At 66.2% G+C, this 22,729-nt stretch carries 17 protein-coding genes and 2 pseudogenes; 8 read left to right on the top strand and 11 right to left on the bottom strand.

The features are described from left to right. Nucleotides 1–34 precede the first annotated feature (34 nt). Nucleotides 35–1,552 (bottom strand): CYTH and CHAD domain-containing protein, encoded by a 1,518-nt coding sequence (locus tag QI450_RS08840; protein ID WP_282468157.1) that lies wholly within the window; start codon nt 1,550–1,552, stop codon nt 35–37. Nucleotides 1,553–1,722: 170 nt separating this feature from the next. On the opposite strand from QI450_RS08840, the gene QI450_RS08845 reads away from it, so the two are divergent. The 4 genes from QI450_RS08845 to QI450_RS08860 are packed head-to-tail and all read left to right on the top strand — an operon-like array spanning nt 1,723 to nt 4,906. Beyond that, nucleotides 1,723–2,487, top strand: a complete 765-nt coding sequence (locus QI450_RS08845; RefSeq protein ID WP_226775115.1) for a phosphatase PAP2 family protein — start codon at nt 1,723–1,725, stop codon at nt 2,485–2,487. 10 nt (nt 2,488–2,497) lie between these two features. After that, entirely contained in the window at nt 2,498–3,238 is a 741-nt protein-coding gene (locus QI450_RS08850; protein ID WP_226775114.1) for a VTT domain-containing protein, read from the top strand. 1 nt (nt 3,239) lies between these two features. Continuing rightward, nucleotides 3,240–3,914: a response regulator transcription factor gene (locus QI450_RS08855; RefSeq protein WP_226775113.1), complete on the top strand. Its 675-nt coding sequence runs from the start codon at nt 3,240–3,242 to the stop codon at nt 3,912–3,914. Then, a complete protein-coding gene (locus QI450_RS08860) occupies nt 3,911–4,906 on the top strand; it encodes a HAMP domain-containing sensor histidine kinase (protein ID WP_226775112.1) in 996 nt (331 codons plus the stop codon). The genes QI450_RS08855 and QI450_RS08860 overlap by 4 nt, the downstream gene beginning before the upstream one ends. 348 nt (nt 4,907–5,254) lie before the next feature. Here QI450_RS08860 and mmuM read toward each other — a convergent pair. From mmuM to aspS, 3 genes and pseudogenes are all read right to left on the bottom strand, one after another. Further along, a pseudogene (mmuM, locus tag QI450_RS08865) lies at nt 5,255–6,100 on the bottom strand (homocysteine S-methyltransferase); the annotation flags it as partial. Further along, nucleotides 6,077–6,778 (bottom strand): annotated as a pseudogene (locus tag QI450_RS08870) (GNAT family N-acetyltransferase); the annotation flags it as partial. The pseudogenes QI450_RS08870 and mmuM, both read right to left, overlap by 24 nt. A gap of 25 nt (nt 6,779–6,803) precedes the next feature. Beyond that, nucleotides 6,804–8,585 (bottom strand): aspartate--tRNA ligase, encoded by a 1,782-nt coding sequence (gene aspS / locus QI450_RS08875; RefSeq protein ID WP_226775111.1) that lies wholly within the window; start codon nt 8,583–8,585, stop codon nt 6,804–6,806. Between the two features lie 108 nt (nt 8,586–8,693). Here aspS and QI450_RS08880 point away from each other — a divergent pair, with 108 nt between their 5' ends. Beyond that, a complete protein-coding gene (locus tag QI450_RS08880; RefSeq protein WP_226775110.1) occupies nt 8,694–9,992 on the top strand; it encodes an APC family permease in 1,299 nt (432 codons plus the stop codon). Here QI450_RS08880 and hisS read toward each other — a convergent pair. Continuing rightward, complete coding sequence (gene hisS, locus QI450_RS08885) at nt 9,989–11,347, bottom strand: histidine--tRNA ligase (protein ID WP_226775186.1); 1,359 nt, start codon at nt 11,345–11,347, stop codon at nt 9,989–9,991. The two genes, QI450_RS08880 and hisS, sit on opposite strands and share 4 nt — an antisense overlap. Nucleotides 11,348–11,605: 258 nt before the next feature. Between hisS and QI450_RS08890 the strand changes: the two genes are divergently transcribed. From QI450_RS08890 to QI450_RS08900, 3 genes are all read left to right on the top strand, one after another. Beyond that, nucleotides 11,606–12,406, top strand: a complete 801-nt coding sequence (locus tag QI450_RS08890; protein ID WP_226775109.1) for a peptidylprolyl isomerase — start codon at nt 11,606–11,608, stop codon at nt 12,404–12,406. Between the two features lie 61 nt (nt 12,407–12,467). After that, on the top strand, nt 12,468–14,093 hold the full coding sequence (locus tag QI450_RS08895) for a DUF349 domain-containing protein (protein ID WP_226775108.1): 1,626 nt from the start codon (nt 12,468–12,470) through the stop codon (nt 14,091–14,093). Between the two features lie 269 nt (nt 14,094–14,362). Further along, nucleotides 14,363–14,875 (top strand): type IV toxin-antitoxin system AbiEi family antitoxin, encoded by a 513-nt coding sequence (locus tag QI450_RS08900; protein WP_226775107.1) that lies wholly within the window; start codon nt 14,363–14,365, stop codon nt 14,873–14,875. A 46-nt stretch (nt 14,876–14,921) separates the two neighbouring features. On the opposite strand, the gene QI450_RS08905 is transcribed toward QI450_RS08900, so the two are convergent. The 6 genes from QI450_RS08905 to ruvA form a co-directional block, all read right to left on the bottom strand. Next, nucleotides 14,922–17,240, bottom strand: a complete 2,319-nt coding sequence (locus QI450_RS08905) for a bifunctional (p)ppGpp synthetase/guanosine-3',5'-bis(diphosphate) 3'-pyrophosphohydrolase (protein ID WP_226775106.1) — start codon at nt 17,238–17,240, stop codon at nt 14,922–14,924. A gap of 248 nt (nt 17,241–17,488) precedes the next feature. Beyond that, the gene (secF, locus tag QI450_RS08910) at nt 17,489–18,511 is read right to left on the bottom strand and encodes a protein translocase subunit SecF (RefSeq protein WP_226775105.1); all 1,023 of its coding nucleotides are present in this window, start codon (nt 18,509–18,511) and stop codon (nt 17,489–17,491) included. Continuing rightward, nucleotides 18,512–20,272 carry a protein translocase subunit SecD gene (gene secD, locus QI450_RS08915; RefSeq protein ID WP_226775104.1) on the bottom strand — a complete coding sequence of 587 codons (1,761 nt, stop codon included), beginning with the start codon at nt 20,270–20,272 and terminating at the stop codon, nt 18,512–18,514. 106 nt (nt 20,273–20,378) lie between these two features. Beyond that, nucleotides 20,379–20,786, bottom strand: a complete 408-nt coding sequence (yajC, locus tag QI450_RS08920; protein ID WP_226775103.1) for a preprotein translocase subunit YajC — start codon at nt 20,784–20,786, stop codon at nt 20,379–20,381. Between the two features lie 189 nt (nt 20,787–20,975). After that, the gene (gene ruvB / locus QI450_RS08925; RefSeq protein ID WP_226775102.1) at nt 20,976–22,085 is read right to left on the bottom strand and encodes a Holliday junction branch migration DNA helicase RuvB; all 1,110 of its coding nucleotides are present in this window, start codon (nt 22,083–22,085) and stop codon (nt 20,976–20,978) included. Further along, on the bottom strand, nt 22,078–22,725 hold the full coding sequence (gene ruvA, locus QI450_RS08930) for a Holliday junction branch migration protein RuvA (RefSeq protein ID WP_226775101.1): 648 nt from the start codon (nt 22,723–22,725) through the stop codon (nt 22,078–22,080). The genes ruvB and ruvA overlap by 8 nt, the downstream gene beginning before the upstream one ends. Between the last annotated feature and the right edge of the window lie 4 nt (nt 22,726–22,729).

Below are 22,729 nucleotides of genomic sequence, written 5' to 3' on the forward strand. Positions count from 1 at the left end.
GGCCGCGCGCAGTCCCTCGATGGCGCGGCTGCTGTCATTCCTTTGGCACCTTTGGGAAACGCTTCCAGGCCTTGCTGAACCGGGATTCGGCGTCGGCCGCCATGGCTTGTTCAAGCGCGTGCAGCCTCCCGTAGGTGAAGGCATTTTCCCCGGCGAGGTGCGCCTGGGCGCCGAGGCGCCGGAGCAGGGCCCGGGTGACAACGCTGTCCTGGTGCTCGCCCAGTATTTTTTGCAGTCCGTGGGCGGCGCCGGCCAACCGGGCAGCGCGCTTGCCGATCACAGGAATTCCGGATTCGGCTGCGTAGCGGAGCCGTTTGGCGCTTTTACGCGCCTCGTGCAGGGCGGCGTCGTGATCCGGGCCGTCCGGCGTGGCCTCCGCAATCCGAACATTCCGGCGTAACCGCTTCCAGTCTTTCCTGACCAGGGCGGCCACGGTCGCGTGCGCCGGCCGCGGATCAGGAACGGCCACCGGCACGGCGGCAAGGAAGTCGTCGAGACTGTCGAGGAGGCGGAAATACCGTTTATCCTCGAGCACCTGCAATACCGCGGCGCGGGCGGCGCCGTAATCGGCGCCCAGCGCTTCCCGCATCCGGCGCGAGACGGGTCCGATCACCAGCTCCGCCGGCTCGCAGGCAACCAGGTCCTCGAGCCGTTCGCGCATCACCTCCGCGTCCCGTGCCTCGCCCAGACAGCCGGCCAGCCATTTAAGCTCCGCCCGGAGCGTGTTTACCTGTTCCGGTTCCAGCAGCCGGCGGTAGGTGCCCAATACCGAACGCATCCGTCTGGTCGCCACCCGCATCTGATGAACGGCGTCCGGTGCGTCCCGGCGCACCCGCGGATCCAGTTCCGAAATGGCCTGCACCTGAGCGTGCACATAGGCCACGAGCACGGCAGTCGCCGGCCCCTTGCGGCGCACGGGCGGCGGAAGTGCAGCCGGACCGGCCAGCGGCTGATCCCCGAGCGTGCGTTCCAGCTTCGAGGCATGCGCGGCCGGGCGCCCGCCGGCCGCGGCAAGCACCGCCTCCGCCGCGTCCAGCAGCTCACGGGACCCCTGGACGAGTTCTATCTCCCACTCCCGCCACGTCAGGCTGCGGGGTTCCGGTCCGAGCCTGTCGGCCTGCACCCGGTCATCGGCAACATCGGCAAGAATCCCGTTGTGATCGTCCCGGAGGCGGTGTAGCATCCGCCGGGTTCTCACGCGGGCGACGGCGGCAAGGGGACGGTCCCGTACGTGCACCCGGACGAGCTGGAGGAACCTCGGCGGAACCAATTCCGGGTCGTTTCCCGGCGGCTCGTGCATTTCGAGCCTTGTGTCCTGGCCGCCGGGGAGTTTGAGGTGCCATCCGGAATCGTCGCCGCCGGTCCGCCGGCGCAGGGTTATGCCGTGCGCCGCCAGGGCCAGGGCCGCCGTGTCGAAATACTCGGCCTCCAGCTGCTGCTCAACGGGCCGTTCTGCCCGGGCCACCCCCGGCAGCTCGTCAAGAGGCGGCAGCGCGGCCCTTTCGTCGACGTCGTACTTTCGCTCGATTTCAACGCTGTCCTCGGAGGCCATGACACAGTCTAGGACCGGCACCCCGGTCTCGCACCACAACCGACGGCCGAGCGTGTTCCTGCAGGAACGGCTCCGCGCAGGCCCCGGCACTTCTTAAGCGTTTCTTAAAGGCCCTGCGGGAAAGTTGGAGCGTGCGCCGGACAGCGCCCTCGACCCGACCGGAGGACCCCATGACTGGACCCGCCCATGCTGGCAGCGTTACGGCGCCCCGTGATTCTGCCGGACTAAAGGCAGCTGCCGGCCCGCAGCCCTGGGCCATCCCCCAGCCCCGTCATTGGCTGTTATGGGGCATCCTGCTGTCCGCGGCGGTCATCGCCCTGGGCGCAACGGCACAGCTGTTACCCGGTGGTACGGCGGCTGAACTGGGCGTTGACCAGGACCTCAGCCAACACCACGCCGCAATCCTGACCGGCCTCGCTATGACCCTGAACCTGGTGTTCGGCCCGGCGGCCGGAGTCGCATTCGTTGCCGCCGCTGCACTCTACCTTTGGGTGATCAGGCGTTCCCTGGTAAAAGCCATTGCGTTCGGCATCTTTGCATCCTCCGGTTGGGTGGCAAGTGGCTTGTTTAAGCTCATCATCGCCCGGCAACGTCCCAATCCGGCGCTGCTGGCCGATCCACTCTCCCCCGAAACCGGCTCCAACAGTTTCCCGAGCGGGCACGTGTCCTTTGCGGTGGCGCTGGGATTTGCCGTGTACTTCCTGGTCCGCGGAACCCGCTGGGCCAAGGCGACAGCCTTCGCCGCGGCGGCACTGGCCCTCGTGGTGGCGTGGTCGCGGCTGTATATCGGAGTCCACTACCCCACCGACGTGGTGGCGTCCTTCCTCGCGGCCAGTGCGGCTGTGGTGCTGCTGTCCGGACTGTGGAACCGTTTCGCCGTGCCCCTCCTGGACCGCGTGACGGCCCCCGCCGCACTCCGATCATCCCAAGCCTAAGGAACTGACCATGTACGTCATATACGCCTCCGGGCTTGTCCACACAGTGGCCCCCTCGATTGATCTTCGCTCACTGCTGGACCCCGCCAGCCTCCTCCAGGGTCTGGGTCCGGCGGCGCTCGGCGTCATCTCGCTGCTGGTCTTCATCGAATCCGGGGTGCTTTTCCCGTTTTTGCCCGGAGATTCACTGCTGTTCACGGCCGGCCTCCTGCACCAGCAATTGCAGTTGTCGCTGCCGGTGCTGATCGGCGTTGTCACGGCCGCTGCCATCGCCGGCGACCAGGTTGGCTATATGATCGGACGCACCTTCGGCCGCCGGTGGTTCAAGGACGATGCCCGGATCCTTAAGACAGCGCACCTGACCACCGCCGAGGATTTCTTCCGACGCCACGGCGGCGCCGCAGTTGTGCTGGCCCGCTTTGTGCCCATGGTCCGGACGTTTGCACCCCTGAGCGCCGGCATCGCCCGTTACGGCTACAAGTCCTTTACGCTCTGGAACATCTCCGGGGCGCTGGCTTGGGCCGCTTCCGTCACGCTGCTGGGAACATGGCTGGGGCACTTTGAGGTCATCGCCAAGAACATCGACGTCATTGCAGTGCTGATGGTCCTCGTTTCGGTCCTGCCGTGGGTGGTCGAGTTCGTTAAGCGACGGCGCCGGAACCGCGGCCCCGCGGCCGAAACCCGGCCCGGTCCCGGCAGCCTGGAGACAGACCGGCCCCCGGCGCAGCGTATTTCGCAGGACAATAGCTGACATGAGAACCCCATTCGGTCCGCCGTCCCTGCTGCTGGTGGAGGATGACATTGTGCTGGGACCGCTCATCGCCGAACTGCTGGAACCGGACTACCATGTCAGGCTGGCCACCAACGGCCAGGAGGGTCTGCATCAGGGGCTGACCCAGGACTGGGACGTGATGGTGATCGACCGCGGCTTGCCGCTGATGGACGGTATCGCCCTGATCGGAGCGCTGCGGGCCAAGGGGGTATCGACGCCGATGCTTATCCTCACGGCTCTCGGGGCCGCCGAAGAAAAGGTCAGGGGCCTGGACGCGGGAGCCAATGACTACCTGAGCAAACCGTTCGACGCCGGTGAACTCGGGGCGCGCCTGCGGGCCTTAACGCGCACTTTCGCGCCACCCCTGGCGCCGCTAAGCATCGGCAACTGGGAACTCGATCCGGCATCGCGTTCCGTGCGCTCGGTGTACGGGACACGGGTGTCCCTGACGGCAAAGGAAGCTGAGTTGCTGGCTGCCCTGGCAGTCGAGCCGGACAGGGTCTTCACGCGGGACGAACTGCTTTCCGGGCATTTCCAGCCCACCGACCAGCCGGGCGTGATCGACACCTACGTCCACCACCTCCGGCGAAAAGTCGCTAGGTCGATCGTCCGCACAGTCCACGGCGTCGGCTACCAGATCGGCGATGCCTTATGAACGGCCGCTCCGTCCCCGGCGAAGCGGACCGGGACACCCTTCGCCGGGCTTCGCTGAGGGTCGCCGTGCGGATCAGCGCCGCCTGCGGTGTGCTGGTCCTGTGCCTCCTCGCTGCCGCGACGGTATATCTGATGAATAAGCTGGCCAACCCGGATCTTCCGGGCACCTCCCCCGCGGGCAAGGCCTACACTTATCTCGATTCCAAGGACCTCATCGAGGCGATGATCATCGCGGGGGTGACCGGCGTTGTTCTGGCCGGCGTGGTCGGGTGGCTCAGTGCGCGCAGCGCCATCCGTCCCTTGGGGGAAGCACTGGCCCTCCAACGCCAGTTCGTCCAGGATGCCAGCCACGAACTGCGTACGCCCTTGGCCATCCTGGACGCGCGGATACAGCTCGCCCAGCGTGATGCTGAGCCGGATTCCACAACGGGCCGGGCCCTGGGCCGGATCCGTGCCGACACGGGAACGCTGACGGGCATCGTCAACGAGCTCCTTGTGGCTGCAACCGGAGCAGCACCGGATCCCACGGGTGAACCGACGGATCTGGCCGACGTCGCCGGATCCGTTGCTGAGAGCCTGCAGGACATTGCGGCCCAACAGGATATCCGGCTCACATTCTCCGACTCCGGGCGGCCGGAAGCGCGCATTGACCCGAGCCCGCTGCGCCGGGCCGTGCTTGCGCTCGCGGAAAATGCCCTCGCCCACACCCCGCCCGGCGGGACCATCACCATCAGCACAGCCGTCGAGCGCAACCAGGCGGCAGTGTACGTGGCGGATACAGGGCCCGGAATCACGGGCGTGGACCAGGCCAGGATCTTTGACCGCTTCGTCAGGACCGCCGCCCCGGCTGCGCCCCAGGGCCGGCGAAGCTTCGGCATCGGCCTGGCATTGGTCCGCGAAATCGCCGCGGCGGCCGGCGGAACCGTCGAAGTTGCCCGGAGCGGACCGGCAGGTACCACGATGAAGCTTTTGCTTCCGCTGGTCCGGCAGTAAGTGCGGGTGGCCAGGCACTAAGTGCGGGAGCCGGCAGCTGAGCATTCCCGCCCGCGCAAAAAACTTCCGGTCAGCGGCCTTCGGCCCGTTCCATAGCTGACGTGTGTGCCGGCCATCCCACGCTCCGGCACCTAGTGCTTGCCCAAGGCAATTATCCGGGACACAATGGGATGCATGGAAGCCGGGGCCTCCGAGGCACCGCTTTATTGGGGGCTGCACAGCGCAGAAGCCGTTTTTCTGTGCTGTGCAGCGGGCCGGGGCTGCGTTTGCTGTGCCGGACCGGCAGGGGGTGTTCCTAGCAGCCGGAAGCTTCCGTCCGGGTACTTCTTCCGTCCGGATACTTCGTGAGAGGTCGGCCACCGCGGCAATATCCCGCGGGGTGGTTCGACAGCACCCGCCAATGAGCCGGGCACCAAGTTCACGCCAAATTGATGTTCCCTCCGCAAGTCCAGCGGGTGGTTTGCTGCCGGGGCCGGCCGGAACCCGCTGCCGGCCCCCAGGTTTTGGAGACCGGGTCGTAGCGTTCGCCCGCATTCGGGTAGGCAATCAGCGGCATGCCGGTGACTTTACCCAGGGCACGCAGGGCCGGGGAGACCAGCTCAAGGGGCACACAGTTCACCCCGATCGCCGCCGCGAGCGGCTGCTCCGCAACCAGCGCCGCCACCTGCGCCAGCGGCGTACCGTCGCTGATGTGCCCACCGTCCCGCAGCGTAAAGGAGAGCCAGGCTTCGACGTCGTACTCTTTGATCAGTGTCAACAAGGCCGCCGCTTCCGGCAGGGACGGCAACGTCTCACACGCAAGAACGTCCGCTCCGGCATCCACCAGCGCCGCGATTCGCGGCCGGTGGAACTCCAAAAACTCCTCTCCGCTGAGGCTGTAGTCGCCGCGGTATTCCGACCCGTCCGCGAGGTATGCGCCATAAGGTCCGACCGATCCGGCAACCAGCAGGGGCCGGGGGACGGGGTTTCGGACAGGTACTCGCGGCGCGCTTCGTCAGCCAGGCGCACGCTCAGGGCAATCAGCTCCAGGGCGGTATCCGCGCTGATGCCGCGCTGCGCAAATCCCTGCGGGGTGGCCTGGTAACTCGCGGTGATCGCGGCCGAGGCTCCGGAGCGGAAATAGTCAAGGTGTACGCGCCTGACAAGATCCGAACCTTCGCGGGCGTAGAGTTCGCGGGCCCCGGCGTTGGCCACCGTCACCAGCAGCCAGTATCCCGCCAGGGCCCGTGCGTCACCGGCGCGCAGCAGCGCCCGCAGGATCCTGGCCGCATAGCCGCGCCGCCGGACGTCCGGACGCGTCGCCATACAATACAGCCCGCCCCGCGCGCCGGCACCACCGGGAAGTGCGAGACGTCCGACGGCGGCCGGTTGGCCGCCGTCGTCCCGGACAAGGGCGTACAGCGAGGGACAGCCCTCGAGGATCCCGCGGGCGACAGCCAGCTCAGAGTCATCGCCGCGGCCGTCCACGCCCCACCACAGCCGCAGCCACTCCGCCGAAGGCCCCGCAGAAATTTCGACCTCGCCGGCATCGTCCGGCGAATCGATTGCACCGTCCCGGACCAGCACCAGGGTTTCGGACTGCCGGGTAAAGCCTTCGGCGTCCAGCAAGGCGCTCAGCCTTTCGACGCGAGGGTCCTCGAAGACCTGAAAGATCAGCGGCAACCGGCGGTTTCGGTACCAGAGGCGTGCCGCCCGGAGCAGTGCGAGTTGATCCCCGGAGTCCGGGCCGGGCTCCCGGGGCCACACCGAGTTTGCCCGTTGCGTCACTCCGGCGGCCGCGCGGAGAACCCAGCCGCCGGACTCTTCCCGCTCAACCGGCGGCCACGCGGCATCCATCAGCGCGTCAAGGCCGGTCATCGCTGCCGGTTCCATGGCCTTGGCTGCTGCCGGCGTCAGATTACTTGGTGCCGTCGGCCTTCTTGGCCTCAGGCTTGAAATCCACGCCGGCTTCCTTGCGCTGCTGGGCCGTGATCGGGGCGGGCGCCTGGGTCAGCGGGTCATAGCCGCCCCCGGACTTGGGAAACGCGATGACGTCGCGGATGGACTCGACGCCTGCCAGCAGGGCAACCACCCGGTCCCAGCCGAACGCAATGCCGCCGTGCGGAGGAGCGCCGAACTTAAAGCCTTCGAGCAGGAAACCGAATTTAGTCTGGGCATCCGCCTTGTCCAGGCCCATAAGCTCGAAGACCCGTTCCTGGACCTCGCTCTGGTGGATACGGATGGAGCCGCCGCCGATTTCGTTGCCGTTGCAGACAATGTCGTAGGCGTAAGAGAGCGCGGACTCTGGATCCTTGTCGAACGTGTCCATGAATTCGGGCTTGGGCGAGGTGAATGCGTGGTGCACGGCAGTCCACTGGCCGGCTCCGACGGCGACATCACCGGACGCGACGGCCGCCGCGGCGGGCTCGAACATCGGCGCGTCCACAACCCAGCAGAAGGCCCAGTCGCTCGGGTTGATGAGGCCGGTGCGGTGGCCAATCTCGACGCGGGCGGCGCCCAGCAGGGCACGGGAAGGCGTCTTCTCACCGGCGGCGAAGAAGATGCAGTCCCCGGGTGTGGCGCCGACGGCCGCGGCCAGGCCTGCACGCTCGGTATCGGTGAGGTTCTTGGCCACGGGGCCAGCGAGTTCGCCGTCTTCCTTGAACAAGACGTAGGCCAGGCCCTTGGCGCCGCGCTGCTTGGCCCATTCCTGCCAGGCATCGAGGGCGCGGCGGGCCTGGGAGGCGCCGCCGGGCATAACGACGGCCCCGACATAGGGCGCCTTGAAGACGCCGAAGTTTGTGTCCTTGAAGAATTCGGTGAGCTCGGTAAGCTCCAGGCCAAAACGCAGATCCGGCTTGTCCGAACCGTAGCGGGCCATGGCGTCGTGGTAGGTGATGCGCTGGATCGGCGTCGGGATCTCGACGCCGATCAGCTTCCACAGCGCCTTAACGATGTTTTCGCCGAGGCCAATGATGTCGTCCTGGTCAACGAAGCTGGCTTCGATGTCCAGCTGGGTGAACTCCGGCTGGCGGTCCGCGCGGAAGTCCTCGTCCCGGTAGCAACGGGCGATCTGGTAATACTTCTCAAAACCGCCCACCTGCAGGAGCTGTTTGAAGAGCTGCGGAGACTGCGGCAGCGCGTACCAGGAACCCGGTGCCAGGCGAGCGGGGACCACAAAGTCGCGGGCACCTTCCGGCGTCGAGCGTGTCAGCGTCGGGGTTTCGATCTCGACGTAGCCGTCCTGGTGGAGAAGTTCGCGGGCCACCCGGTTCGCCTCCGAGCGCAAGCGCATGTTGCGTGCGGGGCCGGGGCGGCGCAGATCCAGGTAGCGGTGCTTGAGGCGGGCTTCCTCGCCGACTTCAACATGCTCATCGATCTGGAACGGCAGCGGCTCGGAAGTGTTGAGGATGGTGACCTTCTCGGCCATCACCTCGATCTCGCCGGTGGCCAGCGCGGAGTTCTCGTTGCCCTCGGGGCGCCGGGCGACAGTGCCGGTAACCTGCAGCACGTATTCGTTGCGCAGGCCGTGGAAGACTTCCTCTTCACGAACAACCACCTGGGATACGCCCGAAGCGTCACGCAGGTCAACGAAGGCAACACCACCGTGGTCACGACGCCGGCCGACCCAGCCGGCGAGGGTTACGGTTTGTCCAATGTGCTCGGAGCGAAGGGATCCGAGGTCATGTGTGCGCAGCACAGCACGCCTTTCTGAAGAAGACAGAGGGAAATCAAAAATCATGTTCACTAGGATCGCTAACAGGAACGATCCCGTACGAGTTTACCCGTTGGAAAGGCCCCTCCCGCCATGGCAAGCCGCCGCCAGATGAAGCCGTCCCCGGACCGGCAGACGCCCCAGCCCCTACAGCGCCGGTTGGGCGTGCTCGATTCGACAGCGATCGGCCTCGGCTCGATGCTGGGCGCCGGCGTCTTTGTGGTTTTTGCACCGGCGGCTGCGCTGGCCGGTCCACTGCTGGCGGCCGCTGTGGCGCTGGCCGGTGTGATCGCCTACTGCAACGCGGTGGCCTCGGCGCAATTGGCCGCCGTGTACCCGGCCAGCGGCGGAAGCTATGTCTACGGGCGGAACCGGCTGGGCGAATGGCCGGGCTTCATCGCTGGCTGGGGGTTTGTGACCGGCAAGACGGCGTCCTGCGCGGCGATGGCGTTGACGTTCGGACACTATGCGGCGCCGGAGTTCGCGACGCCGCTGGCGGTGGCCGCGGTGGCGGTCCTGACGGGGGTGAACCTGCTGGGCATCACCCGCACGGCACTACTGACCCGGATCCTGCTGGGTGCGGTGCTCACCACACTGGCGTTTGTGGCCGCCGCCGCACTCCTGGGCCCGCATCCGGCAGCGGACCCTGCCGCCGGCGCTGCCACGGCAGGCGGCGGCTGGGGCGTGCTGCCGGCGGCCGGGCTGATGTTCTTTGCCTTCGCCGGCTATGCCCGGATTGCGACGCTGGGCGAGGAGGTCAAAGACCCGGCCCGCACCATTCCGCGGGCCATTTTTGCGGCGCTGGCCGCTGCGTTCATCATCTATCTTGGGCTGGCCCTGCTGCTGGCCCGGCACCTGCCGGACGGGCAACTTGCCGGCTCCACGGCGCCCTTGCTTGACGCTGTGGCCGGCTCCCGGCTCAGCGCCGGCGCCCCGCTCGTCCAGGCGGGCGCCGCAGCAGCTTGTCTCGGCGCGCTGCTGGCACTGATCACGGGGGTGGGCCGGACCACCATGGCCATGGCCCGGGAAGGTGACCTGCCGGCTCCGCTCGCCCGGGTGGGCGGCACGCACCCGGTCCCGTTCCTGGCCGAACTGGCCGTCGCCGCGGCCGTCATTGTGCTGCTGCTGACCACCAACGTGCTCACGGTGGTGGGGTACTCGAGCTTCGGAGTGCTGGTCTACTACGCGGTGACGAATGCCGCAGCGTTCACCCTCGCCGAGCGCCCCGGGCACGCCCCGCGCTGGCTCAATGCCGTGGGCTTCCTCGGCTGCCTGCTGCTGGCCGTGACGCTCCCGCCGGCCTCGGTGCTGGGGATGGCGGCGGTGCTCGGCGCCGGTGCTGCGGGGCGCGTCCTGGCGCTGCGGCGGCGGCTCCGGAAAGCCGCTGCCTAGGCCTTCAGGATCCGGACGTGCAGGTCCTCGGCTGCTGGAGCCCAGCTGGCCGGATCGGCGTCGACCTGCTCACCGGAGCGGATGTCCTTGACCTGGTGTTTGCCCTCGTCGTCGGTGAACCAGACGAAGGGGATACCGCGGCGGTCTGCAAATTTGATTTGCTTGCCGAACTTCTCCGCCTTGGCCGCCACTTCGGTGGCGATCCCCCGGCCGCGCAGCTCCGCGGCAACGTCCTGCGCAGCCCCCCAGCTGTCATCGCTGCTGAGCGCCACCAGCACGGCGGTGGGCACCGACCGGGTGGCTTTGGCGAGATCCTGGCTGAGGATTCGGGACACCAGCCGGGTTACGCCGATGGAGAGTCCAACGCCGGGGAACGTCCGGTTGCCCTTGCTGGCGAGAGCGTCGTAGCGCCCGCCGGAGCAGATGGAGCCGAGCTGTTCGTGGCCCACCAGGACAGTTTCCACCACGGTGCCGGTGTAGTAGTCCAGGCCGCGGGCGATGCTGAGGTCCGCGACAACCTTGCCGGGGGCGCGCTGGACGGCGGCCGCGATGACCTGTTCCAGCTCGGCCAGGCCCTCTTCGAGGAGCTCATTGCTGACTCCGAGAGCGCGGACCTGCGCCACGAAGGACGTGTCCCCGGTGCGGATCGAAGCCAGCTTGAGCGCTAACTGGGCCTGCTCCGCGGTGGCTCCCAGCTCGGACCGGAGCAGCTCGGCGACCTTGGCGGCGCCGATCTTCTCGAGCTTATCGATGCTGCGCAGCACCCCTGCGGTGTCGGTGAGGCCGATGCCGTCGTAGAAGCCCTCGGCCAGCTTGCGGTTGTTGATCCGGAGCAGGAAATCCGGGATCGGCAGGGCACTGAGGGCCTCCGCGATCACCAGCGCAATCTCGACGTCGTACCGGAACGGCAAATTACCGTCGCCCACGATGTCGATATCCGCCTGGGTAAATTCCCGGGCTCGGCCTTCCTGCGGTCGCTCGCCGCGCCAGACCTTCTGGATCTGGTACCGGCGGAACGGAAACGCAAGGTAGCCGGCGTTTTCGACGACGTACCGGGCGAACGGCACCGTGAGATCAAAGTGCAGGGCCAGGGCGTGCGGATCGCTTCGGTGTGAAGTGGCACCGTCCGGCGCCGGAGCCCCCTCATCGTCCTGCAAACGGCTCAGCCCATAGACCTCTTTGTCGATCTCACCCTTTCGCAGCAGCTGCCCCACAGTCTCCACGGCCCGGGTTTCAATGGAGGAAAAACCATGCAGTTCGAAAACCCTGCGCAGGGTGTCCAACACATGCAGCTCCACCATCCGCTCCTCGGGAAGCCACTCGGGGAATCCGGACAGGGAGGCGGTGCGTGCCATGGTGGATTTTCTCCTCAGGTAATAACCGGCCGAGGTGTTCTGCGCCGCGGTGGGGCTGAAACGGGCGTCCGAAACGGGGATCAGATGGGCGGCAGACAGGCCGGTCATGCATAAACTGTGTGCGGCAGTCAGTTTATGCTTTCCGCGCCCGCATCTTCTAATGCGGCGGTAAACGGCGCGATTGCCTGCAGTTTTACCGTTGAACCCGCGCAGCGCCACGGCGCTTGCGCAGGTTCGGCCCTAAACCCAGGAGGACTTTTGGCGGCCAGTTCACGGAGCGCCCGCGAAGCGAAGCGGCGCGTCCAGCAGATGGAGGCAAAGCGCGAGCTGCGCAAGGAGCAGGACAAACGGCGCAAGCGCGACAACGTACTTGCCGTCGGCGCCGGAGTCGCCGCGCTGGTCGTTGCACTGGTCCTGCAGCTGACAGTTTTCGCCGCCAATCCCAGTGAGGACGAATACGCCGCAGCCCAGGCCGGACTTACCACCCCGTCCGCCACGCCGTCGGCCTCCGCCGGTAATGCCGACAACATCCCCAAGCCTGAAACAGCGGCCGGCCAGACGTTCACCGGCGAACTGAAGCTCAACAGCGGCACCCTGGGCATCGAGCTGGACGGCACCAAGGCGCCCCAGGCAGCCGCCGTCTTCAAGTCCCTCGCGGACCAGAACTTCTATTCCGGGCTGAGCTGCCACCGGCTCACCACTGGCGAAACGTTCGGCGTCCTGCAGTGCGGGTCCAAAGCCGGCGACGGAAGCGGCGACGCCAACTACACGTGGGGCCCGCTGGAAAACACGCCGCAGGACAACACCTACCCTGCCGGAACCATTGCCGTGGCAAGGACCGGTGGAAACGCCTACGGCAACGGCACGCAGTTTTTCATCGTGTATAAGGACACCGTCATTCCCGCCGATGCCGCGGGCGGATACTCCGTGGTCGGGAAACTGACCTCGGGCCTGGATGTTGTGACCACAATCGCGGCCGCCGGACTAAAACCAGGTGACAGCCCCACAGACGGCGCCCCGGCGGAACCAGTCACGATAGACTCGTTCTCTCTGAAGTAACCAGCCGTCGCCCTCGTGGCACCGGCCCCGGTATTTCCCTCCAAGCGAAAGACTTCTAGCGGTGACAGACAGTCAGAAATCCGACGAAACAGTGTCAGCAGCAGCTGCCAACGAAACGCAGGCCGGAGCTGGGTTCGCAGAACCAGCCACAGGCCCGGGCACGGCGCAGGCAGATGCCACAACCCCGGCTACGGTGACGGAGACGGCACCAGAGGCGCAGGCCGCCGCGGCTGTCGCCGCAACGGGGGCTCCCGCTTCCACCCACGCCGGCGAAGCCGCACCCGCCGCCGCCGAAGCCGCGGATACCGCCTCTGAGCCCGCGGCTCCCCCGGCCCCGCGCCCCGCGCCGTCACCGGCAGCGTTTGCGGCACGGCCGAAGGCGAAACCCGCACCGGCAGCACCGGCAGCACCGGCTACCGTTTCCTCCGCTGCTTCACTGGCCGAGGCCGCACGATGGGGCCGGGTCGAAGGCGACGGCCACGTGTTCCTGACCCTCGACGGTGCCGAGCACCCTGTCGGGCAGTACCCGGACGTCAGCGACGACGAGGCACTGGGTTACTTCGCCCGCAAGTACGATGACGTCGTCGCGCAGATTGTCCTGCTGGAACAGCGGGTCAGCTCCAAGGCACCCACCACGGACATGCACAAGACCGTGGCCCACCTGCGCGAGCAACTCGCCGGGCGCAACATGGTGGGCGACCTTCGCTCCGCCGAGTCCCGTCTGGACGCCCTGGCCACGCAGATCTCCGAGCTCGAAAAGTCCGAGAAGGCAGAACACGATGCCGTCCGCGCTGCCGAGTTGGCCGCCCGCGAAGCCATCGTCGCCGAGGCTGAAGAGATTGCCGGCCACGACCCGGCCCAGATCCAGTGGAAGACATCCAGCGCCCGGATGAACGAACTGTTCGAGGGCTGGAAGACCGCGCAGAAGAGCGGCGTCCGGCTCGGCCGCAGCAATGAGGACACCCTCTGGAAGCGCTTCCGCGCCGCCCGTACCGTCTTTGACCGGCACCGCCGTGCGTATTTCTCCCAGCTGGACAGCACCAACTCGGCAGCCAAGGCCGCTAAGGAGAAGCTGATCACCGAGGCGGAAGCGCTCTCCTCCTCGACCGACTGGGGCTTTGCCGCCGGCGAATACCGCCGCCTGATGGATGATTGGAAGGCATCGCCGCGTGCCAGCCGCAAAGACGACGACGCGCTGTGGGCCCGGTTCCGTGCCGCCCAGGACGTCTTCTTTACGCACCGCCAGGCGGCCAACGATGAGATCGACCAGGAATACGGTGCAAACCTCGTGGTCAAGGAGGCGCTGCTGACGGAAGCCAACGAGCTCCTCCCCATCAAGGACCTCACCGCGGCCAAAAAGGCGCTCCAGTCCATCCGTGACCGTTGGGAAGAGGCCGGCAAAGTCCCCCGCGCCGACATGGCACGCGTCGAAGCCGGGCTGCGGAAGATCGAAGATAGCGTCCGCCACGCCGAGGACGAGAACTGGAAGCGGTCCAACCCGGAGACGAAAGCACGCACCAACAGCGCGCTGACGCAACTTGAATCGGCCATTGCAGGGCTGCGGGAGGACCTGGCCAAGGCGGAGAAGGCCGGCGACGATCGCAAGATTAAGGCCGCCAAGGAAGCGCTCGAGGCCCGCGAGGCTTGGCTGAAACAGCTCGAAAAATCAGCGAGCGAACTCTCCTAGCCCGCAGGCGCCGGACCCCAAGCCCTACGAAGCGGGCCCCGCACCGGTTATCCACATGACCGGTGCGGGGCCTGTTCGCTGATTCCGGGACGGGTCAGGATGGCTGAATGGTCATCGTTCACGGCCCCGCTGCCACGTCCACCCCAGGCTCACTTCTACCGTCACTGTCAACGTTGCGGTCAGGGTCAGCGCCGCTGACGGCTGCACTGTCGCCGCCGGCTGAATTGTATTCCCCCGGAGCGCTCTTCTCCTGGCCCGAACTTCAAGCGATGGCGTTGGACGGCGTGCTGACGCAGCTCTACCAGCGCGGCTACCTGCCGCCGGGGACCCGCCCCACGCCGCGGCTCAGGGCCCGTGCGGCCTCCCTCCTGATAAGCCCGGCCATCCGCACCCGGGTTGTCGCGGGGCGGATGACGGCCGCCTGGATTTACGGCTGCGCCATCGAACCTGACCGTCTTGCCCTGCTCGTCGACACCAAGCGACGGATATCCAGCCTCAGGTCGGCCCGCGGGTGCACACTCCACGAGGTGCGCCTGGGCCCGTTCGACGTCGTGAGCCTGGGTGGTCTGCTGGTCTCCAGCCCGCTGCGGACCGCTGTGGACATCGCCCTGCATGTGGACGCGGAGCGGGCCGTTCCGGCGCTGCGGGCGCTGCTGGCAAACCCAGATCTGGGTTTGCAGACCCGGCTGCTGCTGCGGGCCGTGGAGGCATCGCCCCGGATGCCGCACAAAAAGGAAGCGCTGGCGAAACTCGAACAGCTGCAGCCCCGTCCGGCGCCATAACCCGGCGCCTCCCGGCGCCCGGTTACGGTGTCTCGCCAAACAAGATTCAGCCGCGCCGCCGGCTGCCGGTGGTCCGGTAGACGTCAAAGACCCCGTCGATGCGTCGGACGGCACTGAGCACATGGCTGAGGTATTTCGGGTCGCCCATCTCGAAAGCGAATTTCGAGATGGCTACCCTGTCCGTGGATGTGTGAACGCTCGCGGCCAGGATGTTGACGTGGTTCTCCGACAGGATGCGGGTCACGTCCGAGAGCAGCGACTTGCGGTCAAGGGCTTCAACCTGGATTTCGACCAGGAAAACGCTCGACTGGGTGGGTGCCCAATCAACCTCCACTATCCGGTCTGGCTGCTCCAGCAGCCCACTGACGTTGGTGCAGTCCGTCCGGTGCACTGAAACGCCGGAACCGCGGGTGACGAAGCCCAGGATCGGGTCCGGCGGAACAGGTGTGCAGCAGCGGGCGAGCTTGACCCAGACATCGTCCACGCCGCGTACTACGACGCCTGAATCGGAGTACCGTCCCTTGCTGACTTGCGAGGGGATGGAAACCTCGGTGAGGGCGTCGTCGGGAGTGTCGTTGCCGCCGACGCTTTCCACGAGGCGTTCCATAACGGACTGAGCCGAGGTGTGGCCGTCGCCGACCCCTGCGTACAGACCGGAGATGTCGACATACTTTAAGTCCTCCGCGATCGCGGCGAGGGCGTCATGGGTCATCAGGCGCTGCAACGGCAGGTTTTGCTTGCGCATCGCCTTGGTCAGCATTTCCTTGCCCCGGTCGATCGACTCTTCGCGGCGTTCCTTGCTGAACCACTGACGGATCTTGTTGCGGGCCCGGGCGCTCTTGACGAAATGCTGCCAGTCCTGGCTGGGACCGGCGCCCTCGGCCTTGGACGTGAAGATTTCCACCCAGTCGCCGTGGTTCAGTTCACTGTTCAGCGGGACCAGTTTGCCGTTGACTCGGGCCCCGATGGTCCGGTGGCCCACTTCGGTGTGGACGGCGTAGGCGAAGTCCACGGGTGTGGAACCGGCGGGTAGGGCCATAACCTCGCCCTTGGGGGTAAAAACAAAAACCTCCCGGGCGTTGATTTCAAAACGCAGCGAGTCCAGGAACTCGCCCGGATCGGAGGTTTCCTGCTGCCAGTCCACGAGGGAGCGGAGCCAGCCCATCTCACCCTCGCGGGGGCTTCCCGGCCCGGCAGCGGTGCGGTTCGGCTGATCCTTATACTTCCAGTGTGCCGCAACGCCGTATTCAGCGCGGCGGTGCATTTCGTGCGTGCGGATCTGGATCTCCACGGGTTTGCCGCCGGGGCCGATGACGGTGGTGTGCAGCGACTGGTACATGTTGAACTTGGGCATCGCGATATAGTCCTTGAACCGCCCGGGGAGGGGGTTCCAGCGTGAGTGCATGGCGCCGAGGGCCGCGTAACAGTCCCGGACCGAGTCGACCAGCACCCGGACGCCCATCAGGTCGTTGATGTCGTCGAAATCTTTGTCCCGAACAATCATCTTCTGGTAAATCGAGTAGTAATGCTTGGGCCGGCCGCTGATAGTGGCCTTAATTTTCGCTTCGCGCAGGTCCTCGGTGATCTGGTTCCGGATCACCGAGAGGTTCTTTTCGCGTTCGGGGGTCCGGTCCCCCACCATACGCACGATTTCCTCGTAGACCTTCGGATACAGCGCCGCAAAGGAGAGGTCTTCAAGTTCCCATTTGATGGTATTCATGCCCAGCCGGTGTGCCAGCGGAGCGAAGATTTCCAGTGTTTCCCGGGCCTTGCGCGCCGACGACTCGGCCGACACGAAGCGCCAGGTCCTGGCGTTGTGCAGCCGGTCGGCCAGCTTGATCATCAGAACCCGGATGTCCTTGGCCATGGCGACGACCATTTTGCGAACGGTTTCAGACTGGGCGGCCTCGCCGAAGCTGACCTTGTCCAGCTTGGTGACCCCGTCGACCAGCATGGCCACTTCCGGCCCGAATTCGGCTTTCAGGTCCTCCAGGGAGTACGAGGTGTCCTCGACCGTGTCGTGCAGGAGAGCCGCCGCCAGGGTGGTTCCGGTGAGCCCCAGTTCGGCCAGGATGGTGGCCACCGCCACGGGGTGGGTGATGTACGGGTCGCCGCTCTTGCGCTTCTGCCCGCGGTGGCAGCTCTCCGCCACCACAAAGGCACGCTGAATCAGCTCAAAGTCCTCTTTGGGGTTATTGGCCCGCACTGTGCGCAGGAGCGGCTCCAGGATGGGCGAATAGGCAGGTGCACCGCGGCCGGTCAGGCGCGCCAGCCGGGAGCGGGTGCGCTCACGGCGGCCGGGGAAGGTCTGGCGGGCCCCCGAACTGTCGACCGGGACGGGCGGATCAGCGCGTCCCGGAGCCACCACGCCAGTCTGCGAACCCTGGCCTGCAGCCTCATCCGCCTGTGCTGTTGGCACCGGCGTCGAACGTTCTTCCAATGGAGCACCTCTCCGAACCCGTTAATTCTTCCAGTCTATTCCCGCAGCAGGATACTTCGATAACCGTCGACGATACGGCGACGGGCCGGAGAGCACCACGAATGGCGTTCTCCGGCCCGAAGGTCTGCGGAAGCAAATACCCCGGCGGACCGGGTCCGGCAGGACAGCTGCGGCTAGGCCGTCGCGGGAGCTTCTGCGGTTTCCGCCTTGGCGGCAGCCTGCGCCCGGCGCTGCTGCACCCGTGCGGCCTGCTTGACCAACTCCCGTTCGCCCTGCCGCAGCCAGGCGTAGAGGGGCGCGGCGATAAATATGGTGGCCGCCGTGCCGATCAGGATGCCGACAAAAAGAGCCAGTGAGAGGTCCCGCAAGGTTCCGGCGCCGAGCAGGCCAGCGCCGATGAATAGGATCGCCCCCACCGGAAGGATGGCAACCATCATGGTGTTGATGGAGCGCACCAAGGTCTGGTTGACAGCCAGGTTGACCTCCTCGCCAAACGTCCGGCGGGTGGACGCCTGCAGGTCCGCGGTGTTCTCGCGGATCTTGTCGAAGACCACCACAGTGTCGTACAGCGAGTAGCTCAGCACGGTGAGGAACCCAATGATGGCCGACGGCGTGACCTCGAAATCGCTGAGGGCGTACACGCCGGCGGTGATGAACATCGTCACCAGCATGCCCACGAGGGCCGAGAGCGACATCTTCCAGGTCCGGAAGTAGAGCGCCATCAGCACCGCGGCGAGCCCGACGAAGATCGCCAGGCCCAAAAGGGCCTGTTTTGTAACGTCAGCACCCCAGGTCGGCCCGACAAAGGTCGAGGTGACCTCATTGTCGGTGACGCCGTAGGCCGTGGTGAGTCCGTCCTTGATCCGCAGTGTCTCGTCGTCGGTGAGCTTGTCCGTTTGGATCCGCATCGTGGTGCCGGCAACATTGGCGACCCGCGGGACGCTTCCGGAGACAACGTCCTTCACGGCTTTCTCGCCGAGGGCAGGGTCCGTGGTCTTGACGTTGGAGACGGTGAATTCCGAGCCGCCCCTGAACTCGATGCCGAGGTTGAAGCCACCCTTGGCGACCGGCAGCAGGATCGAGAGCGCAACCAGGACGGCTGCAATCAGGAACCAGATTTTCTTGGAATCGACAAAGTCGTACGAGCGCTTGCCCGTGTAGAGCTCATTGCCGAAATTGGCGAAGCTGGTGGCCATTTAGTTGCCCTCCTTGGACGCGTTCTTGGAGGAACCGGCAAGCTGTTCCTGGCGTTCCGCGAGCCGTCGTTCCGCAATGGTCATCCGGCGTTCGGCCTCGGCCGCGGCGCCGGTGTTCTTGGCGCGAAGCGCAACGGCGGGCTTGTCATCCGGGGTGCGGATCCGGCCCGCCCCGCGGTACAGCGGGATGGCGCCGAGCCGCTTCGGGTCCAGGCCGGAGAACCGGTGGCCTTCGCCGAAGAACTTGGTGCCCGAGAGCAGCTGAAGCGTCGGGTGCGTGAACATAAATACAACGATGAGGTCAGCGATGGCAGTCAGGCCAAGCGTAAACGCGAAGCCGCGGACGTTGCCCACAGCCACGAAGTACAGCACCAGCGCGGCCAGCAGGTTCACCGCCTTGGATGCGAGCACTGTGCGCTTGGCGCGCTTCCAGCCGTTCTGGACTGCCGAAACGAGTCCGCGGCCTTCCCGGAGCTCGTCCCGGATGCGTTCGAAGTAGACGATGAAGGAGTCAGCTGTCTGTCCGATTGCCACAATCAGACCGGCCACACCGGCAAGCGAGAGCCGGTAGTTTTCCGTCCAGCCAAGGATCGCTATGGCCAGGTAGGTCAGGGCACCGGCAACAACCAGGGACGCCACGGTGACCAGGCCCAAGGCCCGGTACTGGAACAGCGAGTAGACGACCACCAGCAACAGGCCGATCAGGCCCGCCAACATGCCCATCCGCAGCTGCTCACCACCCAGGGTGGCTGAGATCTGCTGTTCGCTCTGGATTTCGAAGCTGATCGGCAAGGCTCCAAAGCGGAGCTGGTCCGAGAGTGCCTTCGCGGACTGTTCGGTGAACCCACCGGTAATCTGCGGACGGCCGTCCGTGATGGTCGCATTCGCACGCGGCGCGGAGATGACCTGGTCATCGAGCACGATGGCAAACTGTGCCTTCGGATCTGAGCCGCCCTGGGCCTGGCTGGCGACGTTGAACTGATACAGCCGCTCGGTGACTGCCTTGAACTTGGTGGTGCCTTCGTCGTTGAACTGGATGTTCACTGCCCACTCGTTGGTCACCGCACCCTGGGCGCCGCGCTGCAGCTGGAAGGAAGACCCGGCGATGTTTGAGCCCTTGACTTCAACCGGGCCAAGGATGTACTTGATCGCCGGGGAGTTGGCGGAGGCCGGCTCGCAGGTTACCAGCGGTTTGGTCGGGTCGGAGCGTTCCTGCTTGTCCTGCGACGGGTTGTCGCAGTTGAGCAACTCGAACTTCTTGTAGACCTCCGGGGTAACCCAGTTAATGTCGCTGCCGTTGGTGGGCTCGGCGGTGGGCTTGGGCAGCTGGTCTTCCGGAGTCAAGGACTCCGTGGGGACGGCTGCGCCCGGACCGGCTTGGAGGACGGGGCGGAAATTCATGTCGGCGGACGCCTGGATCAGGGCGCGGGTTTCCTTGGCGGGTGTGCCCGGCAGGCTGACGACGACGTTCCGGCCCGACTGCGTGCTGATTTCCGCTTCCGCGACACCGGAGCCGTCCACACGCTGGCGGATGATCGCCACGGCCTGATTGAGCTGCTCTTCATTGATGCCTGAACCGCCTTCAACCTTGGGCGCCAGGATCATCTGGGTGCCGCCTTCAAGGTCCAGGGCGAGCTTGGGTGCCCAGCTCGCCTGGCCGGCCATGGTGCCGCCGGCCAGGACGGCCGTCAGGACGGCGAGGATAACGCCGAGCCAGACCAGCACCCTGAGGGCTGTGTTTTTGGGGCCAGTTCGTGCCATTGTGGATCTTTCTATTGTTTACGGAGGAACCGCCGTGCGGCCCTCACGGGCGCGCTCCGGCGGTGGCCCGCAGCCGTTGCTTCGCGGGATAGCTCAAACAGGCAGACTAGCTGTCTTTTTTGCCTTCGTCGCTGAGGCGGCGCAGGGTTTCCTCAGGCGTCTCATCGCGCGGCGCATCGTTGACAGGAGCGATGCTTTCGGACTTCTCGATCGTCAGCGAAGATGCATCGTTGGGAACCACGGCAGGCTCCTCGGCGGCGAGGACCGGCTCGACGATCTTGGTAACTGCCTGGCGGTGCACCGTGGCGGTGTTCCCCGGGGAGAGTTCGAGCAGCACCTTGTTCTCTGCGTCGTCGATCTCGACGATCCTTCCGAAGAGGCCGAAACTGGTCATAACCTCGACACCCGGGGCGAACTGTGACTGCAGCGTGGCTGCCTGTTCCTTGGTCTTCTTGTTGCGGCGGAACATCATAAAGACGAAGAGTCCGAGCATAACGAAAAGCAGGATGTTCATTGGATCCAAGGGAAAAGTTCCATTCTGTACTTGCGTAGCTGGTTGTACAGCAACGTCCGTTTCGCTCCGGGATAGCTGGCAGGCAATTATGCCGAGCCGACGGCGGCCAGGAACTGGCCGCGCACGGAAACAAAGACCCGAACGTGCCGAGCGTCATACCAGTCTAGAGGGAAAGGCTACGCGCCGCTGCTATTGACGGTTACGGATCCATTCCGGATCGGCATCCTGGCCCGGGCCGGCATCGAAGTCGGCGTCCCCGTCCGCCGGGAAGAGTTCCAGCGGGTCCTGCGCGAAGACGCCGGGCGGCACCGCGAAGCCAAGATGTGTCCAGGCCGGGGCGAGCGCGATCCTGCCCCGCGGGGTCCGGCCCAGCAGGCCCTCGCGGACGAGGTACGGCTCGGCGACGGTTTCCACCGTTTCCGTCTCCTCGCCGACGGCGATAGCCAGGGTGGACAGTCCCACGGGTCCGCCGCCGAACTTGGTGATCAAGGCCTCCAGGACGGCCCGGTCCAGCCGGTCAAGTCCGCGTTTGTCGACTTCGTACATGTCCAGCGCCGCGGACGCGGTCCGGGCATCGATCTGCTCGACCCCGTGCACCAGCGCCCAGTCGCGGACCCGGCGCAGGAGCCGGTTTGCGATGCGGGGCGTACCGCGGGACCGCCCGGCAATTTCGCTGAACCCGGCGGAGTTGACCTTCAGGTCCAGCAGGCCTGCAGAGCGCCGGAGGACGAGTTCCAATTCCGCCACGGAGTAGAACTCGAGGTGTCCGGTGAAGCCGAACCGGTCCCGGAGCGGCCCGGGCAGCAGGCCCGCGCGGGTGGTCGCACCCACCAGGGTGAACGGCGGAAGTTCAATCGGGATGGCGGTAGCTCCGGCTCCCTTGCCGACGACGATGTCGACCCGGAAATCCTCCATAGCCATGTAGAGCATTTCCTCGGCCGGCCGGGACATCCGGTGGATTTCATCAAGGAAAAGGACTTCACCTTCGGAAAGCGAGGACAGGATGGCAGCCAGGTCGCCTGCGTGCTGGATCGCCGGGCCGCTGCTGATTCGCAGCGGTGCGTTCATCTCGGCCGCAATGATCATGGACAGCGTGGTCTTACCCAGGCCGGGAGGACCGGAGAGCAGGACGTGGTCAGCGCTGCGGCCCCGCATGCGGGAGGCTTCCAGGACCAGTGACAGTTGTTTTCGGACCCGGTGCTGGCCCACGAAGTCGTGCAGGTTTTTGGGCCGCAGGGCGGCTTCGATGACCCGCTCCTCCGGCTCCTCTCCGCCGGCGACGACGGACGGCTCAGCCACGGGCACCTGCCCTGTTGCCGGCGCGGGCGCCGTCCTGGCCCAGCCAGCGGAGGGTGGCGCGCAGGATCTCGGCCACGTTGCCCCTGTCGGCCAGTTCGGGTGAATCGGCCAGGGACTTGTCGATGCTGGAGGTGGCATCCTTCTCGGACCAGCCCAGGCTCGTCATGGCCGCGACCACCTGGGGCTTCCAGACCGACTCGGAGCTTGCCGCGGGAGCAGGTGCATCGGCCGCGGTGCCGTGCGGCACCAGCTTGCCGGCCAGTTCCAGCACAATCCGCCCGGCGACCTTGGGGCCAATCCCGGGCACCTTGGTGAAGGCCTTGCCGTCTCCGGAGTGTGCGGCGACTCGGATCGTTTCCGGCTCATGCACGGCCAGGACTGCGAGTGCCAGCCGGGGCCCGACGCCGCTGACGCTGAGCAGGATGTCGAACACAGCCCGTTCGTCGTCGGAAGCGAATCCGAACAGGGTCAGGGAGTCCTCCCGCACGATCAGGGAGGTGAATAGCTTCCCTTCCTCGCCGGCTCGGAGCCTGCTGAGGGTCTGCGGCGTGGCGTTCACACTCATGCCGGCGCCGTTGAGGTCGATCACGGCGGAGGACAGGCCAACGTGCGCTACGGTTCCGCGGAGAAAACTGATCAAAGCC

Source organism: Arthrobacter sp. EM1 (assembly GCF_029964055.1).
Taxonomy (GTDB): Bacteria; Actinomycetota; Actinomycetes; order Actinomycetales; family Micrococcaceae; genus Arthrobacter.

Excerpts from the sequence above, each read along its gene's own strand:
- QI450_RS08840 (WP_282468157.1), bottom strand. The coding sequence starts at position 1,552 with ATGGCCTCCGAGGACAGCGTTGAAATCGAGCGAAAGTACGACGTCGAC.
- QI450_RS08845 (WP_226775115.1), top strand. The coding sequence starts at position 1,723 with ATGACTGGACCCGCCCATGCTGGCAGCGTTACGGCGCCCCGTGATTCT.
- QI450_RS08850 (WP_226775114.1), top strand. The coding sequence starts at position 2,498 with ATGTACGTCATATACGCCTCCGGGCTTGTCCACACAGTGGCCCCCTCG.
- QI450_RS08855 (WP_226775113.1), top strand. The coding sequence starts at position 3,240 with ATGAGAACCCCATTCGGTCCGCCGTCCCTGCTGCTGGTGGAGGATGAC.
- QI450_RS08860 (WP_226775112.1), top strand. The coding sequence starts at position 3,911 with ATGAACGGCCGCTCCGTCCCCGGCGAAGCGGACCGGGACACCCTTCGC.
- QI450_RS08880 (WP_226775110.1), top strand. The coding sequence starts at position 8,694 with ATGGCAAGCCGCCGCCAGATGAAGCCGTCCCCGGACCGGCAGACGCCC.
- hisS (WP_226775186.1), bottom strand. The coding sequence starts at position 11,347 with ATGGCACGCACCGCCTCCCTGTCCGGATTCCCCGAGTGGCTTCCCGAG.
- QI450_RS08900 (WP_226775107.1), top strand. The coding sequence starts at position 14,363 with ATGGCGTTGGACGGCGTGCTGACGCAGCTCTACCAGCGCGGCTACCTG.
- secF (WP_226775105.1), bottom strand. The coding sequence starts at position 18,511 with ATGGCCACCAGCTTCGCCAATTTCGGCAATGAGCTCTACACGGGCAAG.
- secD (WP_226775104.1), bottom strand. The coding sequence starts at position 20,272 with ATGGCACGAACTGGCCCCAAAAACACAGCCCTCAGGGTGCTGGTCTGG.
- yajC (WP_226775103.1), bottom strand. The coding sequence starts at position 20,786 with ATGAACATCCTGCTTTTCGTTATGCTCGGACTCTTCGTCTTTATGATG.